The 17211-nt window shown below is 71.5% G+C and carries 14 protein-coding genes; 7 read left to right on the top strand and 7 right to left on the bottom strand.

Features of this window, described 5'->3' with window-relative positions; translation table 11 throughout:
* Positions 1–200: 200 nt before the first annotated feature.
* From AB0P17_RS31215 to AB0P17_RS31235, 5 genes are read right to left on the bottom strand one after another with little or no spacing between them, the layout of a single operon-like run.
* A complete protein-coding gene (locus AB0P17_RS31215) occupies positions 201–1511 on the bottom strand; it encodes a DUF58 domain-containing protein (RefSeq protein ID WP_365816081.1) in 1311 nt (436 codons plus the stop codon).
* A gap of 12 nt (positions 1512–1523) precedes the next feature.
* On the bottom strand, positions 1524–2525 hold the full coding sequence (locus tag AB0P17_RS31220; RefSeq protein WP_365816083.1) for a MoxR family ATPase: 1002 nt from the start codon (positions 2523–2525) through the stop codon (positions 1524–1526).
* A complete protein-coding gene (locus AB0P17_RS31225; protein ID WP_365816085.1) occupies positions 2522–3757 on the bottom strand; it encodes a DUF4350 domain-containing protein in 1236 nt (411 codons plus the stop codon). The genes AB0P17_RS31220 and AB0P17_RS31225 overlap by 4 nt, the downstream gene beginning before the upstream one ends.
* Positions 3754–4440: a DUF4129 domain-containing protein gene (locus AB0P17_RS31230; RefSeq protein WP_365816087.1), complete on the bottom strand. Its 687-nt coding sequence runs from the start codon at positions 4438–4440 to the stop codon at positions 3754–3756. The genes AB0P17_RS31225 and AB0P17_RS31230 overlap by 4 nt, the downstream gene beginning before the upstream one ends.
* 4 nt (positions 4441–4444) lie before the next feature.
* Complete coding sequence (locus AB0P17_RS31235; RefSeq protein WP_365816089.1) at positions 4445–5644, bottom strand: hypothetical protein; 1200 nt, start codon at positions 5642–5644, stop codon at positions 4445–4447.
* A 476-nt stretch (positions 5645–6120) separates the two neighbouring features.
* On the opposite strand from AB0P17_RS31235, the gene mtnA reads away from it, so the two are divergent.
* The 7 genes from mtnA (at position 6121) to AB0P17_RS31270 (ending at position 15255) form a co-directional block, all read left to right on the top strand.
* On the top strand, positions 6121–7266 hold the full coding sequence (gene mtnA, locus AB0P17_RS31240) for an S-methyl-5-thioribose-1-phosphate isomerase (protein ID WP_365816091.1): 1146 nt from the start codon (positions 6121–6123) through the stop codon (positions 7264–7266).
* 430 nt (positions 7267–7696) lie between these two features.
* A complete protein-coding gene (mtrA, locus tag AB0P17_RS31245) occupies positions 7697–8374 on the top strand; it encodes a two-component system response regulator MtrA (protein WP_329826349.1) in 678 nt (225 codons plus the stop codon).
* A gap of 1 nt (position 8375) precedes the next feature.
* Positions 8376–10439, top strand: coding sequence for an MtrAB system histidine kinase MtrB (gene mtrB, locus AB0P17_RS31250; protein WP_365816094.1), 2064 nt, complete (start codon positions 8376–8378; stop codon positions 10437–10439).
* The gene (locus tag AB0P17_RS31255) at positions 10429–12276 is read left to right on the top strand and encodes an LpqB family beta-propeller domain-containing protein (RefSeq protein WP_365816096.1); all 1848 of its coding nucleotides are present in this window, start codon (positions 10429–10431) and stop codon (positions 12274–12276) included. The genes mtrB and AB0P17_RS31255 overlap by 11 nt, the downstream gene beginning before the upstream one ends.
* A gap of 152 nt (positions 12277–12428) precedes the next feature.
* Positions 12429–13151, top strand: a complete 723-nt coding sequence (locus AB0P17_RS31260) for a ComF family protein (protein ID WP_365816098.1) — start codon at positions 12429–12431, stop codon at positions 13149–13151.
* 313 nt (positions 13152–13464) lie between these two features.
* Positions 13465–14154: a ribosome-associated translation inhibitor RaiA gene (gene raiA, locus AB0P17_RS31265; RefSeq protein WP_365816169.1), complete on the top strand. Its 690-nt coding sequence runs from the start codon at positions 13465–13467 to the stop codon at positions 14152–14154.
* Between the two features lie 345 nt (positions 14155–14499).
* Entirely contained in the window at positions 14500–15255 is a 756-nt protein-coding gene (locus tag AB0P17_RS31270; protein ID WP_365816100.1) for a response regulator transcription factor, read from the top strand.
* A 20-nt stretch (positions 15256–15275) separates the two neighbouring features.
* On the opposite strand, the gene AB0P17_RS31275 is transcribed toward AB0P17_RS31270, so the two are convergent.
* The gene (locus tag AB0P17_RS31275) at positions 15276–16478 is read right to left on the bottom strand and encodes a crosslink repair DNA glycosylase YcaQ family protein (RefSeq protein WP_365816102.1); all 1203 of its coding nucleotides are present in this window, start codon (positions 16476–16478) and stop codon (positions 15276–15278) included.
* Positions 16479–16529: 51 nt separating this feature from the next.
* Positions 16530–17099: a GNAT family N-acetyltransferase gene (locus AB0P17_RS31280; protein ID WP_365816104.1), complete on the bottom strand. Its 570-nt coding sequence runs from the start codon at positions 17097–17099 to the stop codon at positions 16530–16532.
* Positions 17100–17211 lie beyond the last annotated feature (112 nt).

Consider the following 17211-nt stretch of genomic DNA (forward strand, 5'->3'; position numbering starts at 1 on the left):
CGCCGATGGTACTGCAGGGGGGACCCTGTGGGAGAGTAGGACGCCGCCGAACAATTATTGTGGGAATGCCCCGCACCGTATGGTGCGGGGCATTTTTGCGTTCAGGGGCAGGCAGGGGCGGTGTTGACGGGACAGGGTGCTGTTTTCTCGTTCCCTGCCCCGCACCGTCTCACCTCACCTCATCCCTCTCTTCGTCTGCCCTAGAGGCGCCCGGCTGTTTTGAGGGCGAGATATGCGTCGGCCAGAGCCGGGGCCAGTTTCTCGGGGGTGGCATCAACGACGGTGACGCCCTTGCTCTGGAGCAGATCTGCCGTACGTCGTCTCTGGGCCTGCGCCTGAGCGCCGGCGGCGGCTTCGTACACCGCGTCCACTGTGCCGCGTGCCGTGCTCATCTTCTCGATATGAGGATCGGCGACCGACGCGACGATGACGGTGTGGCGCCGGGTGAGCTGCGGCAGGACAGGGAGAAGGCCTTCCTCCACGGGCGCGGTGTCGAGGCTCGTGAGCAGGACGATGAGTGAACGGCGGGGGGCGCTCTTCAATGTTGCCGCGCTGAGACCGCGTGCGTCTGTTTCGACCAGCTCCGATTCCAGTGGTGCCAGCGCGTTCACCACGGCCGGCAGGACGTCGCCCGAGGAACGGCCCTGGACCTGAGCGCGTGTGCGCCGGTCGTAGGCGAGGAGATCAACGCGGTCGCCCGCTCGTGAGGCGAGGGCTGTCAGGAGGAGCGTGGCGTCCATGGCCGCGTCGAGACGCGGGACGTCGCCGACACGGCCCGCCGAGGTGCGGCCGGTGTCGAGGACGATGAGCAGGTGCCGATCCCGTTCGGGGCGCCATGTGCGTACGGTGACGGTCGACTGGCGCGCGGTGGCCCGCCAGTCGATGGACCGGGTGTCGTCGCCCGTCACGTACTCCCGGAGGCTGTCGAACTCGGTGCCCTCGCCGCGGGTCAGCACGCTGGTGCGGCCGTCGAGCTCTCGCAGCCGGGCGAGTCTGGACGGGAGGTGCTTTCGGCTGGTGAAGGGCGGAAGCACGCGCACGGTCCAGGGGACGCTGTGACTGCCCTGCCGTGAGGCCAGACCCAGTGGCCCGAACGAGCGCACGGTCACTCGTTCCGCGTGCCGGTCGCCGCGTCGAGTCGGGCGGAGGAGGGTGGTGAGCCGACGGCGTTCGCCCGGTGGGACGGTCGTCGCGTGCCGTGAGCTCGACTGGTCGGCTCCCGCAGGCCAGCCGCTGGGCGGCCAGGCGTCGCGGAGCTGGGCGCGCAGGCGGCGCCGGGAGGGGTTGGTGACGGTCAGGTGGACTTCGGCGCTCTCGCCGAGTCGAACCGAGGTGTCACCGCTTCGAGTGAATTGGAGTGTTCGCACTGGCGTCGCCAGCGCGTAGTCGCACAGAATGGCGATCGAGAGCGGCGCATTGACGGCGAGGATCCCCGCCCAGCTGGGGGCGAAGACACCGACGGGGAGCGAGCCGAGAGCCGCGAGGAGAGCGCTCCGTCCGGTGAGGGCCACGGTTTTACCGCCTCATCGGGGTACGGGGACATGGGCGAGGATCGCGGTAATGACGGAGTCGGCAGTGACTCCCTCCATCTCTGCTTCGGGCCGGAGTTGGACGCGATGGCGCAGTGTGGGAAGAGCCAGGGCCTTTACGTCGTCGGGGATGACGTAGTCACGGCCGGTGAGCCAGGCCCAGGCACGGGCGGTGGAGAGCAGGGCGGTGGCTCCTCGTGGGGAGACGCCGAGGGAGAGCGAGGGGGATTCACGCGTGGTACGGCAGATATCGACGACATAGCCCGCAATCTCGGGTGAGACAGACGTCTTGGCGACCGCGTCGCGGGCCGCTGCCAGGTCGGCGGGCCCGGCGACGGGCCGTACCCCCGCGGCCCGGAGATCGCGTGGATCGAAGCCTTCCGCATGGCGGGTCAGCACGTTGATCTCGTCGTCACGTGAGGGCAGCGGAACCGTCAGTTTGAGCAGGAAGCGGTCGAGCTGGGCCTCGGGCAGAGGGTAGGTGCCCTCGTACTCGACCGGGTTCTGGGTCGCGGCGACCAGGAACGGGTCGGGCAGCGGGCGCGCGACGCCGTCGACCGTGATCTGGCGTTCCTCCATGGCTTCCAGAAGGGACGACTGGGTCTTGGGCGGGGTGCGGTTGATCTCGTCGGCCAGCAGCAGATGAGTGAAGACCGGGCCGGGCTGAAAGGAGAACTCCGAGGTGCGCGAGTCGTAGACGAGTGAGCCGGTGATGTCGCTCGGCATTAGATCGGGGGTGAACTGAACGCGCTTCGTGTCGAGTTCGAGGGAGGCGGCGAGGGCCCGGACGAGCAGCGTCTTGGCGACGCCGGGGACTCCTTCGAGGAGGACGTGGCCGCGGCAGAGCAGGGCTACGACGAGCCCGGTGACGGCGGGGTCCTGGCCGACCACTGCCTTCGCTATCTCGGCGCGCAGGGCTTCCAGGGCCGCGCGGGCGTTCTCCGTGTTCCCGGCGGGCCCGGGGGACCCGGCGTTCTGTGCGGTCGGGGCACTCATGAGGTGCGTACCTCTCTTTCGAGGGCGTCGAGTTGGTCCGCCAGGCGGATGAGAGCGGCGTCGCTGCTCGGGGCCGGGCCGAAGAGGAGGGCGGCCGGGTCGTGGTCCGTGTCCGGGAGACGGGCGGAGACCGCGGGGATCAGTGTGTCGGCGCTGTGTGTCTTGGCGGGAGGGACGCCGAGGAGTGGGGCGAGGCGGTCACGGGTGGCCGCGCGCAGAGCCGACGCGGCGTGGTCGCGCGCGTTCGCCTTGCGGTAGAGGCCGGCGCGTCCTTCGGTGGACTCGGAGGCGCGGATGGCCACGGGGAGGCGTTCGGTCACGAGCGGACCGAGCCTGCGGGCGCGCCAGACGGCGGCGAGCAGCGCGGCCAGGAAGAGCTGGAAGGTGCCCCAGAGCCAGCCGGAAGGGATCAGTTCGAGGAAGGTCGTGCCGGCGTTGTCCTCGCCACCGTCGGCACCGGAGGCGGAATCGTCGCCGAGGGAAGGGAGGTACCAGACGAGATGAGGCCGGGAGCCGAGGAGTTGCAGAGCCAGCGACGCGTTGCCCTGTTGGTCGAGGCGGTCGTTGTACAGGATGTCGGGGGATCCGAGCAGGACGGTGTCGCTGGCCGTGGTGTCGGTGGACGGCATGCCCGTGGAGCCGGTCATCGGGTCCGGGATCCTGAGGAGGGTCGGCGCGCCGTCGCTCGGGTAGCAGGAGTCGGCGCCGGGTGTGTCCGTCTCGTACCGCATCCCGCCGATGTCGACGGTCCCCGCGCGGACGGCGGCGGGCAGCGAGCACCGGGGGGCGTGTGCCGCGACCGGTGCGGGGGTGTTCGTACGGACTCCGGGGGCCAGGACGCCGAGGGACGGCGGGCCCGGGCCGAGCAGGACGGTGCGGCCGCCCGTGGCGGTGGTCCGGGCGCGCAGGGTGTGCTGCTGGGTAAGTGTCAGCAGGTCGGGGTTGGTGACCAGCAGGGTGGTGCCGGGGCCGGTGGCGGCCGTGGCCTCGCGCAGTGTGGTGTGGACGGTGACGGAGACTCCGCGGTCCTTGAGCAGTTCCGCGGCGGCGCGGCTGCCGTACCGGTCCGCGGAGCGCGGGTCGAGACGGCCGTGCTGGTCGCCGGAGCGCAGGGCGGCCATGGCGATGCCCGCCGTCAGCAGGACGAGGAGGGCGAGGAGGAGCCCGCGGCCGCGTGTCCAGATCTGGCGGGTGCTCGGGGCGAGCGAGGTGGGGCTGATGGTGGAGGTCACTCGGCTGTTCCTCCGGTGACGGTGCTCAGGTGCGGCTTGGTCCGTTCGAGGTCGGTGTCGAGGTCGCGCAGCCGCAGATATGCCTGTTCGTCGGCGGTACGGCCCCCGTATGTGACGTCGTCGAACTCCCGGGCGGCGGTGCGCAGTCGGGTGGCGTGGTCCGGGAGCGCGCCCCCTGCTTCGGAGGCCGCTTCGTCGGCGGTGCGGCCGGGGCGGGGGTCGAGGAGGGCTCGTTCCTCCAGGGAGCGGACGATGGCGCGCATCCGTTCCTGGACGGCCTCCGTCCAGCGGTGGGCCGCCGCGTGCGCCTCGGCCGTGGTGCGGTGTTCCGCGGCGCTGCGGGGGCCGTCGTTGAAGAGAGTGCCTGTGGTGGTGGCCGTACGGCCGGGGGTGCCCAGCCGCCACCACAGGGCGGCGCAGAGCGCCACGACGATGAGGGTGACCACGACGAGTCCGAGCGGTCCGCCGGGCGCGGCGCCGGAGGCGGCGTCGAGGAGTTCGCCGATCCACTCCCTGATGCGGTTGAGAGCGCGTTCCAGGAGGTTGGGGTCGTTCTCGTGGTACATCGGCTTGGACAGTTCCCGCTCCGCCGCCTCGCGGGCGGGGATGCGGGAGGTGTCCACCGGCAGGTCGCCGCTCGTGCGTATCGGCGAGTGCCTCGTCGTTCCCCCCACGATGGACACCGCATCAGCTCCCGGAGAGGTCTCGGCCCGGCTGTTGGGCGCCGTAGCCCGGTACGCCTGCGGCGCGTGCGAGTTCGAGGTCGAGGGCCTCGCGCCGGATGCGCTGGTCCACGTAGAGGAGGACCGTCACCCCGGCGGAGATCGGGTAGGTGATCGTGGAGGCGATCACGGCGCCGATGCCGGTGACGATGAGGAAGGGCCAGCCGGTGAGGCCGTCGCCGTCCACCGCGGTGCCGATGATCGCGAACGGTATGGCGATGACGAGCGAGAGCAGGAAGGAGAGGAGCAGGGTCAGGGCCAGGATGCCGAAGGTGCGCCACCAGGCGCCCGACACGAGCTTGGCGGAGCGGCGCATCGACGGGATGATTCCGCGGCGTTCCAGCATGAGTGCGGGGGAGGTGAGGCTGAAGCGGACCATCAGCCAGATGACGACGACGAAGGCCGCCATCGCGCCGAGCAGGGAGAGCGCGGCTCCGGCGGTGGAGCCGATCAGCAGGCCGGGCAGCATGCCGACGACCAGTACGAGGGCGCTCATGAGCGGCAGCAGCAGGGTGAAGCCGAGCAGCTTGGGGAGGCGGGGGCGGGCCTCTTGCCAGGCGTCCGCGAGGGTGACGGGGCGGCCCAGCACGGAGCGGCTGATCACCACGGTGAGTATCGCGGTGGTGAAGAGTGTGCAGATCACCATGATGGCGAGCGAGGGGATGTCGGCGGCGAGCTGCGACTGTGCCGATTCGGTGGTCTGGCTGAGGAGTTCCGACGGTGTGGCGTTCGGGTCGAGTACGACCGGTTCGGGCAGCAGATAACGCCGGAGGAGGATGTCGCCGATCTGGGAGACCACGGAGACGGCGAGGCTGACGCTCAGTACGGTGCGCCAGTGGGCGCGCAGGGTCGACACGGCGCCGTCGAGGATTTCGCCGACACTGAGCGGGCGGAGCGGGATGACGCCCGGCTTGGCGGCCGGTGGTCTGCCCCAGCCGGGGCCGCCGCCCGGGGGCGGGCCGCCCCAGCCTCGCGTGGGTCCGGGGGTGGCGGGGCCGGGGCCGGGGGCGCTCGGCGGGGACCACTGTCCGGCCGGTGGCTGGGCCGCGGACCACTTCGAGGTGGAGCCGGTGTCGTCGGCGGGCGCTGCGGGCCGTGGCACCGTGGTGTCCTGGCCGTCGGACGGGGCGGATCCGGGCGAGGCCCAGCCCGGAGTGTCGTTCACGGTCGTCCACCTCGTGGATTGGTTGAGAGGCCGGCTCGGCGAGTCGGCGCTTCGACGGTGCCCGTCCGCGGAGCGGGGCGGCGGGCCAGGTCGGGTCCGGTGGAGCTGCGCGGCCCGGGCTCCGTCCGCCGCACCGGTGGCGGGAGCCGCCGCCGGTGGCGTGCGCCGCGTGGCGGCGGACCGGTGTCGTCGACGGACCTGGGGTACCGGGGTGACACCGGCACCCCTGCGGGTTGCGGTGCGGGGCGTCGCGGGCCTGTGAAGATCCGCCGGACACGACCTGGGTCCTGTTTCCCGGATCTCCGTGGATCGGCGGCGCGGTGCTGTGCCGGGAGTTCCGGTCCCACGGAGATCCGGGAAACAGGGCCTGGCAGCCATCGTGCCACGCGTCGCGTCGGGACGGACCGGGGGCTGTGTCTCCTTATCGCTTCCGTTCCTGCCTTCATAGTGCGTGCCGTAGCGGGCAGACTGGGCGGATGGCTGATCAGTACGCACACACCTCGGTCGGCGCGGAGCCGCCGATGCTCCCTTCCCTCCGCTGGGACGAGCCGCCCGAAGGGCCCGTACTGGTCCTCCTGGACCAGACGCGGCTGCCGGTCGAGGAGGCGGAGCTGGTCTGTACGGATGTGCCGGCGCTGGTGGTGGCGATCAGGACGCTGGCGGTCCGGGGAGCACCGCTGCTGGGGATCGCGGGTGCTTACGGGGTGGCGCTGGCGGCGGCGCGCGGCTTTGACGTCGAGGACGCGGCGGAGCAGTTGGCGGGGGCGCGGCCCACCGCGGTGAATCTGGGGTACGGGGTGCGCCGGGCCCGTGACGCGTACCGTGCTGCGGTCGACCGGGGGGCGGAACCGATGGAGGCGGCGGCTGCCGCGCTCGCCGAGGCGAAGCTGCTGCACCGGGAGGATGCGCAGGCCAGCGCGGAGATGGCGGCGTTCGGGCTCACGCTTCTCGATGAGCTGTTGCCGGGTGGCGGTCACCGGATCCTGACCCACTGCAACACCGGGGCGCTCGTCTCGGGTGGGGAGGGCACCGCGTTCGCGGTGGCCCGGTCGGCTCACCGTGCGGGCCGGTTGCGACGCCTGTGGGTGGACGAGACGCGTCCGCTTCTCCAGGGGGCGCGGCTGACGGCGTACGAGGCGGCGCGCAACGGGATGGCGTACACGCTCCTGACGGACAACGCGGCGGGTTCGCTCTTCGCGGCGGGGGAGGTGGACGCCGTACTGATCGGGGCGGACCGGATCGCGGCCGATGGTTCGGTGGCGAACAAGGTGGGGAGCTATCCGCTCGCTGTGCTCGCCAAGTACCACCATGTCCCGTTCATCGTGGTCGCCCCGACGACGACGATCGATCTGGAGACTGCGGACGGGGCGTCGATAGAGGTCGAGCAGCGGCCCGGGCAGGAGGTGACGGAGGTCACTGCTCCGCAGGTGGTGGTGGCGGGGGTGGAGAGCGGTGGTGGGATGCCGGTGGCCCCGCTGGGAACGCAGGCGTTCAACCCGGCCTTCGATGTCACTCCTCCGGAACTGGTGACGGCGATCGTCACCGAATGCGGTGCGCTGTCCCCGGTGACGGGGGAGGGGATCGCGGAGCTGTGCGCCAGGGCTCGGCGGGCGGGGGCGTAGGCCTTCATCGCGCCCGAGCAGGCGGCGGGGACGAGTTGCACGGCCGGCTGCCGGGCCAACTTCCCTTACACCGCTTCTGTTTCAAAGGGCAGGGTTTCGTGCCGAAGGATTCGCCGGGTCAGTTCGTCGGCGTGGACCTCACGGTGTGGCGTCACACCGCAGCCTTCTGGGCGGGCGGGCGGACGGACCGTCCGGGGATCGCCGTCCGCTCCACTACCGTGTGGGGGCGATGGGAGGCGGGATGCGGGTGGGGGATGCCGTGGCGGTCGGCCAGGGCTCGGGTCCACCGCAGTGGGTTTGACATCAATGCTTGACATCAACGTCGAGGGACGGCGACGGTCACACAGAGGCATCGGCGCACGTCGGCGCCGGTCAGTGAGACAGGTCACGCGTGTCTACGCAACGGAAATGAAAATGGGATGATGTCGATATGAAGGGACGCGTCCTTGTCGTCGATGACGACACCGCACTGGCCGAGATGCTCGGGATTGTGCTGCGTGGTGAAGGTTTCGAGCCGTCGTTCGTAGCGGACGGTGACAAGGCACTCGCGGCCTTCCGGGAGGCCAAGCCGGATCTGGTGCTGCTCGACCTCATGCTGCCCGGACGGGACGGCATCGAGGTGTGCCGGCTCATCAGGGCCGAGTCCGGGGTGCCCATCGTCATGCTCACGGCCAAGAGCGACACGGTCGATGTGGTTGTGGGGCTGGAGTCGGGGGCTGACGACTACATCGTCAAGCCGTTCAAGCCCAAGGAGCTGGTGGCCCGTATCCGGGCGCGGCTGCGCAGGTCGGAGGAGCCGGCGCCGGAGCAGTTGACCATCGGTGACCTGGTCATCGATGTGGCGGGGCACTCCGTGAAGCGGGACGGGCAGTCGATCGCCCTGACGCCGCTGGAGTTCGATCTGCTGGTCGCGCTGGCCCGTAAGCCGTGGCAGGTGTTCACCCGGGAAGTGCTTCTCGAACAGGTGTGGGGTTACCGGCATGCCGCGGACACCCGGCTGGTGAATGTGCATGTGCAGCGGCTGCGCTCCAAGGTCGAGCAGGACCCTGAGCGTCCGGAGATCGTGGTGACCGTCCGTGGTGTCGGTTACAAGGCAGGGCCGAGCTGACATGTCCGGCGGCAGCGCTGCTCCGAAGCCCGGTGAGCCGGGGGTCCGTGCGGGGCGGGCTGCCGGGCCCGGGCGTGCCTTCGCGGGGGTGAGCCGGCTGTTCCAGAGCGGCCGGCTGCTCCAGGACGGCTCGCCGGGCGGTCCCGTGCTGCGGCTGCTGGTGCGCTGGGTGCGACGTCCGCTGCTGCCCGCCGTGCGGTTGTGGCGGCGCAACATCCAGCTCCGGGTCGTCGCGGCGACGCTGCTGATGTCGCTGGGGGTGGTGCTGCTGCTCGGGTTCGTGGTCATCGGGCAGGTCCGCAACGGGCTGCTCGAAGCCAAGGAGAAGGCCGCGCAGAGCCAGGCGGCCGGCGGCTTCACCGTGGCCAAGGAGAAGGCCGACTCCCCGGCGGCGCTCGGCGGCCGGGACGGCGACGGGGAGAGCGGCCGGTCGGGCCGGAACTCCGTCAACTGGCGGTCGGACCTGGTCGAACAGCTCGCCAGTGGCGGTCCGGGGGCCTTCAACGTGGTCGCGCTGAGCCCCGACGGCCAGGACGCCGCGTCCACCAGCCGGGCGCCCCGGGTCTCCGGCGGGGTTGACTTCTCCAGCGTTCCCGCCGATCTGCGGACCGCGGTCGCGCAGGGCACCGGGACGTACGAGACGTACGCGCAGATCCGGTACACCCGGGCCACCGAGGACCGGGATCCGGAGCCGGGGCTGATCGTCGGCAAGCGGCTGAACGACGCCAACGGCAACGCGTACGAGCTGTATTACCTCTTCCCGCTGACGCAGGAGGAGCAGTCCCTCAATCTGGTCAAGGGCACGCTCGCCACGGCCGGGCTCTTCGTGGTCGTCCTGCTGGGCGCCATCGCCTGGCTGGTGGTGCGGCAGGTCGTGACCCCCGTACGGATGGCCGCGGGGATCGCCGAGCGGCTCTCCACGGGCCGGCTCCAGGAACGTATGAAGGTCACCGGCGAGGACGACATCGCCCGGCTCGGTGAGGCCTTCAACAAGATGGCGCAGAATCTCCAGCTCAAGATCCAGCAGCTGGAGGAACTCTCCCGGATGCAGCGGCGCTTCGTCTCCGACGTCTCGCACGAACTGCGCACCCCGCTGACGACCGTACGGATGGCCGCCGACGTCATCCACGAGGCGCGCGCCGACTTCGATCCGGTGACCGCGCGCTCCGCCGAACTGCTCGGGGACCAGCTCGACCGCTTCGAGTCGCTGCTCTCCGATCTGCTGGAGATCAGCCGCTTCGACGCGGGCGCGGCGGCCCTGGAGGCCGAGCCGATAGATCTGCGCGAGGTCGTACGCCGGGTGATCGGCGGCGCCGAGCCGCTGGCCGAGCGCAAGGGCAGCCGGATCCGGGTGCTCGGGGACGAGCAGCCCGTGGTCGCCGAGGCGGACGCCCGCCGGGTGGAGCGGGTCCTGCGCAATCTGGTCGTCAACGCCGTCGAGCACGGCGAGGGCCGGGATGTCGTCGTACGGCTCGGGGCGGCGGGCGGTGCCGTCGCGGTCGCCGTGCGCGACTACGGGGTGGGGCTCAAGCCGGGCGAGGCGACCCGCGTGTTCAACCGTTTCTGGCGGGCGGACCCGGCCCGTGCCCGGACCACGGGCGGCACCGGGCTCGGGCTGTCGATCGCCGTCGAGGACGCGCGGCTGCACGGCGGCTGGCTCCAGGCGTGGGGCGAGCCCGGCGGGGGCTCCCAGTTCCGGCTGACGCTGCCGCGTACGGCCGACGAGGCGCTCCGCGGCTCCCCCATACCGCTGGAGCCCGAGGACTCGCGGCGCAACCGGGAGAGCGGCGGGGCGCAGGAGCTGAAGGAGAGCGCTCACCGGCTGGCGAGCGTGCCGACACAGCCGCGGGTGGACCGTCCGCCGCTCCAGGCAGCGGCGGGACCGCCCGCACCGCCCCGGGCGGCCGCCGCGGTGGATCCCGCGGCGCTGCCGGGCAGCGGCGCCCGGGTGGTGGCACGGCCCGCGGGGGAGCGGTCCCCCGAGAGCGGTCCCCGGACCACCGAAGAATCCGAAGGATCCGCACCGTCGGCTCCGCAGCGGGAGGACACGATACGTGGGCGCTGACCGCCGTCGGTTCGGGCTGGGGAGGGTGGTGCGGCCGTCGGCCGCGCTCGGCGTGCTCGCCGTGTTGCTGGCCGGGTGCGCGTCGATCCCGGACAGCGGGGACGTGGAGCCGGTCAAGGCGTCCCCGCCCGGTGAGTCCCAGGTCCGGGTGTACGCCGTGCCGCCGCGCGAGAAGGCGGGGCCCGCCGAGATCGTCGACGGCTTCCTGGAGGCGATGACCAGTGACGATCCCGATTTCGCGATGGCCAGGAAGTATCTGACGCCCAAGGCGTCCCGCTCCTGGCAGCCGGGCGCCGGTACGACGGTGCTGCGCGCCGCACCGGACCCCGCGGTTCCGCAGGAGGCCTCCGGCTCGGAGAGCGGTGGTCTGACGTATCCGCTGTACGGCGACCGGATCGCCGACGTGGACTCCTCGCACGCCTATCAGCCGCTGGAGCCCACCGCGTACAACGGCAGCATCCACCTGGTGCGGCAGAACATCGGCGGCACCAAGGAGTGGCGGATCGACGGTCTGCCGCAGGGGCTGGTGCTCGGCGAGTCGGACTTCCAGCGCAACTACCGGTCGGTCAACAAGTACTACTTCGCCTCCGGGGAGAACTGGCTGGTCGCCGATCCGGTCTACATCCGGCAGCGCATAGACCCCACGACCCGGATGGATCCGGTCACGCAGGCGGTCAATGTGCTGCTCGACGGGCCGACGAACTGGCTGAAGAGGGTCGTCGACTCTCCGTTCCCCACCGGCACGGCGCTGCAGAAGGGCACCACGTCGCTGGAGTTCGACGACCGGAACGCGCTGAAGGTGCCGCTCAACGAGAAGGCGGCCAAGGCGGGACGCACGCAGTGCCGGAAGATGGCCGCGCAGCTCCTGTTCACACTCCGGGACCTCACGGCGACGCGGGTGGGGCAGGTCGAGCTGCTGGCCGACGGTTCCTCGCTCTGTGTGCTCAGTGGCGACCAGGCGGAGGAGTTCGCGCCGGACCGCACCACCGGCCGGCCCGACAACCCGTACTACGTGGACGACCGGGGGCGGCTGTCGCTGCTCCAGGCGGGCGGCGGCGAGAGCGTGGACCGGTCGCAGGTCATCGGGCCGCTGGGCAAGGGCGAGCTGAAGCTGGGCTGGGTCGGGGTGGCGCGCGACGAGAAGCACGCCGCCGGGGTCACCAAGGACGCCCAGTCGATGTACGTGTCATCGATCCTCGCGGACAGCGAGCCGGGCGATCCGCTGCTGACCAGCAAGGGGCCAGACACCGGACACCGGCTGTCGGCGCCGAGCTGGGACGGGCGGGGGGATCTGTGGATCGCCGACCGGGACCCGGCGGAGCCGCGCCTGCTGCGGTTCGCGGACGGCGCGGGTGAACCGCAGACGGTCACGGTCGACGGGCTGGGCGGCGCGCGTATCGAGGGGCTGCGGGTCTCGGCGGACGGGGTGCGGATCGCGTTGCTGCTGGCGAAGGACGGCAGGACCACGCTGCAGATCGGCCGAGTGGAGCGGCAGGGCTCCGGGGCCGATCCGGTGGTGTCCGTGGCGGAACTCCAGTCGGCGGCCCCGCAACTGGAGACGGTCACGGCGGTCTCCTGGGCCGGTCCGAGCAGGCTCGTGGTGGTCGGCAAGGAGCAGGGGGGCGTGCAGCAGGTCCGCTACCTGCAGACCGACGGGTCGACCTCGGCGTCGAGCGTGCTGCCCGGGCTCAACCAGGTGACGGCGATCGCCGCCGCGGACGACGACCAGCAGCCGGTGGTGGCCGACTCCGAGGACGCGGGGATCGTACGGCTGCCCACGGGGGCGAACTGGCAGACGATGGTCGAAGTGGGGTCGTCGCCCGTCTATCCGGGCTGACGTCCAGGGGCTTTCGCCTGGATCGTGCCGGGCTCGGGCGAGGGGCTGGAAACGGTCGGCCGATGAGGTGGAAACGGCTGGTTGCGGGGTTTGCGGGACCGAGTTGTCCACAGGGGTGGTCCCGTGCCTCCGAGGTTGGCACAGTGTGTCTCATGCGGGCGTGGTGGCGGGAGATCACCGGCCTGGTGCTGCCGGTCGCCTGTGGCGGGTGCGGAAGCCCCAGGACTCCTTTGTGCGAGCCGTGCGGCCGGGCGCTGTACGGGACGTGGCCGTGCCGGGTGCGGCCGGTGCCGGAGCCGCCGGGGCTTCCGGCCGTCCATGCCGCGGCTCCCTACGAGGACGCCGTACGGGCGGTTCTGCTGGCCCACAAGGAGCGCGGGGCGCTGGGGCTCGCCGCGCCGCTGGGGCAGGCTCTCGCGGGCGCTGTGCGGGCAGCGGCGCCGCCCGGCACGGGTGTGGGGCCGCTGCTGCTCGTACCGGTGCCGTCCACGCGGCGCGCGGTGGGGGCGCGGGGGCACGACGCGGGCCGCAGGGTCGCGCTGGCCGCCGCGGGAGAGCTGCGGCGTACGGGGCGGCAGTGCCGGGTCCTGCCGGTGCTGCGGCAGCGCCGGCCGGTCGCCGATCAGGCGGGCCTCGGCGCCCGGCAGAGACAGGCGAACCTTTCGGGGGCATTGGAGGTCGCCGTCGGGGGTACGCGGCTGCTGGAGGGCGGCCGGGTGGTACTGGTCGACGACCTCATGACGACCGGTGCGTCGCTCGCGGAAGGGGCGAGGGCACTGCGTGCCGCCATGGGCCCCGGCATTCCCGGATTCGTACCGGTGAGTGCCGCTGTCGTAGCCGCTCCGCCACTGTCTTTCGAAATAAATCGGAACTGACGGGGACCGTGCATCGTTGCAGGTGAACAGGGCAGGAAAAACCTGAACAGAGGTACGTGCCGGTAGCGGGTGCCGACATCCGTCCGGGAGGTCTATGTTCGGTTATGAGGAATGGCGCGAGCCGTGACTCGTCGAATGCACTGGTGTGCTCCGGCGCTTTTCAGACCCCCGGAAGTTTTGGGGAGTGGGGATCTCGCCGCTGGGGGAGGAGGAGGTGAAGTCGCCAAGTCCGAGGCTCCGGTGACTACCGGGGTCTGGTGCAACAAGGAGTGACTCCGCAGTGAGGCGGAGTGATCCGGGAACGGAGTTCTGCGTGGACATCGTCGTCAAGGGCCGTAAGACAGAGGTGCCCGAGCGGTTCCGCAAGCACGTGGCGGAGAAGCTGAAGCTGGAGAAGATCCAGAAGCTCGACGCCAAGGTGATCAGCCTCGATGTCGAGGTGTCCAAGGAGCCGAATCCGCGGCAGGCCGACCGCAGTGACCGGGTGGAGATCACCCTTCATTCGCGGGGCCCCGTGATCCGTGCGGAGGCGGCGGCCGCCGATCCGTACGCGGCGCTCGACCTGGCCACGGGCAAGTTGGAGGCGCGGCTGCGCAAGCAGCACGAGAAGCGTCACAACCGGCGGGGCAACGGCCGGTTGTCGGCAGCCGAAGTAGTCGATGTCGTCCCTGGCGTGGCCCAGTTGAACGCGAACGGCGCGACCGCGGTGCAGGAGGCCCGGGACGCCGTGCCGACCACCATGATCGGCACGCTTGAGGTGCAGGGCGAAGGCCCCCTGGTGGTCCGTGAGAAGACCCATGTTGCCGCACCGATGACCCTCGATCAGGCGCTCTACGAGATGGAGCTGGTCGGCCACGACTTCTATCTCTTCGTCGATTCCGACACCAAGGAACCCAGCGTCGTCTACCGGCGCCACGCCTACGACTACGGCGTCATTCATCTTCGGACGGACCCGCTGGCCGGCTCGGAGGCGGGCGGCGCCGGCGGCGCTCTCGGCGGCTGAGACCGTCCCGAACGGCTGAGACCGTCCTGAGGGGCCGAGACGCCCCGAACGGCTGACACCGTCCTCGACGGCCGACACCGGCGGCCGGAGCGGCGGTTACACCTGGCGGTACGGCCGGCACACCGGCCGGACCGCTCGAATCCAGCCGGAAAAGAGGCCGGAATTCTACGCCCGATGGTGTCCCCGGGCGCTCGTAGAGCCCCTGGGGGCGCCTTGGCGCGTCCTGAGGACGACCCCTCGGCCGCGCGGGCATGAAATCATGGAGGCGCACGCCAACAAGTGGTCTGCGAACTGCGGTTGGCCGGCTCTCATGAATGCGGGCCCCGGCCTTCAGGGGGAGGAACGATGGCGGACAGCTTCGGACCGGTGCATCACGCCAGTGGGGCCGGCGGCGCGCTCGGCGGCGCCGACGCCGACGCGGAGCGGGGCGGCTCGCGGCCGGAGCCGATCCGGGTCCTCGTCGTGGACGACCACGCGCTCTTCCGCCGCGGGCTGGAGATCGTCCTCGCGCAGGAGGAGGACATCCAGGTCGTCGGGGAGGCCGGTGACGGAGCCGAGGCCGTCGACAAGGCCGCGGACCTGCTGCCCGACATCGTGCTGATGGACGTCAGGATGCCCAAGCGCGGCGGCATCGAGGCGTGCACCTCCATCAAGGAGGTGGCTCCCAGCGCCAAGATCATCATGCTGACGATCAGCGACGAGGAGGCCGACCTCTACGACGCGATCAAGGCGGGCGCCACCGGCTATCTCCTCAAGGAGATCTCCACCGACGAGGTCGCCACCGCGATCCGCGCCGTGGCCGACGGTCAGTCGCAGATCAGCCCGTCCATGGCGTCCAAGCTGCTCACCGAGTTCAAGTCGATGATCCAGCGCACCGACGAGCGCAGGCTCGTGCCGGCGCCCCGGCTGACCGAGCGCGAGCTGGAGGTCCTGAAGCTGGTGGCCACGGGCATGAACAACCGGGACATCGCCAAGGAGCTGTTCATCTCGGAGAACACCGTGAAGAACCATGTCCGCAACATCCTGGAGAAGCTTCAGCTCCACTCCAGGATGGAGGCCGTGGTCTACGCGATGCGCGAGAAGATCCTCGAAATCCGCTGACCCCGCGGTCGCGCTCCCCGTCACCCCGCGTCGGTGAGCGCCCGGGCCAGCGGGCCGCGCAGCTCGGGCGGGTCGACGCGCTCCACCCGTACATCCGAGCAGCCGACCCATTCCGCCGCCTCCCGCAGCGCCGTCGCCATGGGGGAGACGCCCTTCGGGGTGTCCAGGGAGACCTGCTTGGCCACCAGAGTCTTCCCCTCGCGCGCCGGGTCGACCCGGCCGAGCAGCCGGCCGCCGGAGAGCAGCGGCATCGCGAAGTAGCCGTATATCCGCTTCGGCTTGGGGACGTACGCCTCCAGCCGGTGGGTGAAGCCGAAGATCCGCTCGGTGCGGGCCCGCTCCCAGATGAGGGAGTCGAACGGCGACAGCAGCGTCGTACGGTGCCGGCCGCGTGGGGTGGTGGCCAGCGCCGCCGGGTCCGCCCAGGCGGGCTTCGCCCAGCCCTCGACGCTCACCGGCACCAGCCCCGAATCCGCGATCACCGCGTCGACCTGCTCGCCCTTGAGGCGGTGGTAGTCCGCGATGTCGGCGCGCGTCCCCACTCCCAGTGACCGGCCCGCGAGCGCCACCAGACGGCGCAGGCACTCCGTGTCGTCCAGGTCGTCATGGAGGAGGGCGGCCGGGACGGCGCGCTCCGCGAGGTCGTACACCCGCTTCCAGCTCCGCCGGCCGGTGCACACCACCTCGCCGTACATCAGCGCGCGCTCCACGGCGACCTTCGCCTCGGACCAGTCCCACCACGGCCCGCCGTTCTTGGCGCCGCCCAGCTCCGTGGCGGTCAGCGGGCCCTCCGTGCGCAACTGCTTGATCACCGCGTCGTACGCCCCGTCCGCCAGCTCGTGGTACCACTGCGGGCGGGCGCGGTAGGCGCGGCGGCGGAAGGCGAAGTGCGGCCACTCCTCGATGGGCAGCACGCAGGCCGCGTGGGACCAGTACTCGAAGGCGTGCGGCTCGGCCGGCGACCCCCCGTCGGGCGCGGGCGGCGTCCAGTAGGCGTCCTCGACCGTCCTGCGGCCCACCCCGCCCAGCCGTGCGTACGGAATCAGCTCGTGCGACCGGGCGAGCACCGAGATCGTGTCGAGCTGGACGGCGCCGAGATGGCGCAGCACCCCCCGGACGCCGCCGCGCCGGTCGGGGGCGCCGAGGAACCCCTGGGCGCGCAGCGCGATACGGCGGGCCTCGTCGGCGGACAGCTCGGCGGTGGCGGGCGGCACAGTCGTCATGGTCCGCACGATAGACGGCGGCACTGACAATGGGCCCGGGAGGCCGGAGGCTCAGCTCCGGGCGGGCAGGTACGGGTGGGTGCCGGGCAGCCGCAGGTCCGAGGGGAGCAGGGAGCCGACCCAGGCGTCCCGCAGGGTGTCCCGCTGGAGGAGGGCCGCGCGGAGCACGCCCTCCATCACGAAACCGGCCTTCTCGGCGACGGCCCGTGAGCCCGCGTTGCCGACCTCGGCGCGCCACTCCAGCCGCTGCGCGCCCAGGGCCGTGAAGGCCCAGCGGGCCACGGCCGTCACGGCTTCCGTGGTGTAGCCGCGTCCGCGGTGCTCCTTCGCCGTCCAGTAGCCGATCTCCCAGGTGCCGGTCTGGCAGTGTGTGTTGACGGCGCCGAGGAGGGGGCCGCCGCCGAGGGGCAGGACGCCGAAGGTGCAGATGGTCCCGGAGCGCCAGCCGTCCGCCGCCAGCCGCTCGACGAAGTGTTCGGCGTGCTCGCGTTCGTACGGGGTGGGGAGGGAGATCCAGCGCTGTATGCCGGGGTCCTGGCAGATCGTGTGCACGGCGTCGATGTCGTCGGGGGTGAGGGCGCGCAGCAGCAGGCGCTCGGTGGTGAGCGTGACGGGTTCCATGGGCGGATTCTGCTGAGCCGGGCGATCCGGGACGAATGCTTTTCCGGTCGGCACCGGCACCTTCCGCGGGTCCCGCGCGTTCATATATGCGGGCGGCGGCAGACCCGCGCGG

The sequence above is a fragment of the Streptomyces sp. NPDC088124 genome (assembly GCF_040685895.1).
Taxonomy (GTDB): domain Bacteria; phylum Actinomycetota; class Actinomycetes; order Streptomycetales; family Streptomycetaceae; genus Streptomyces.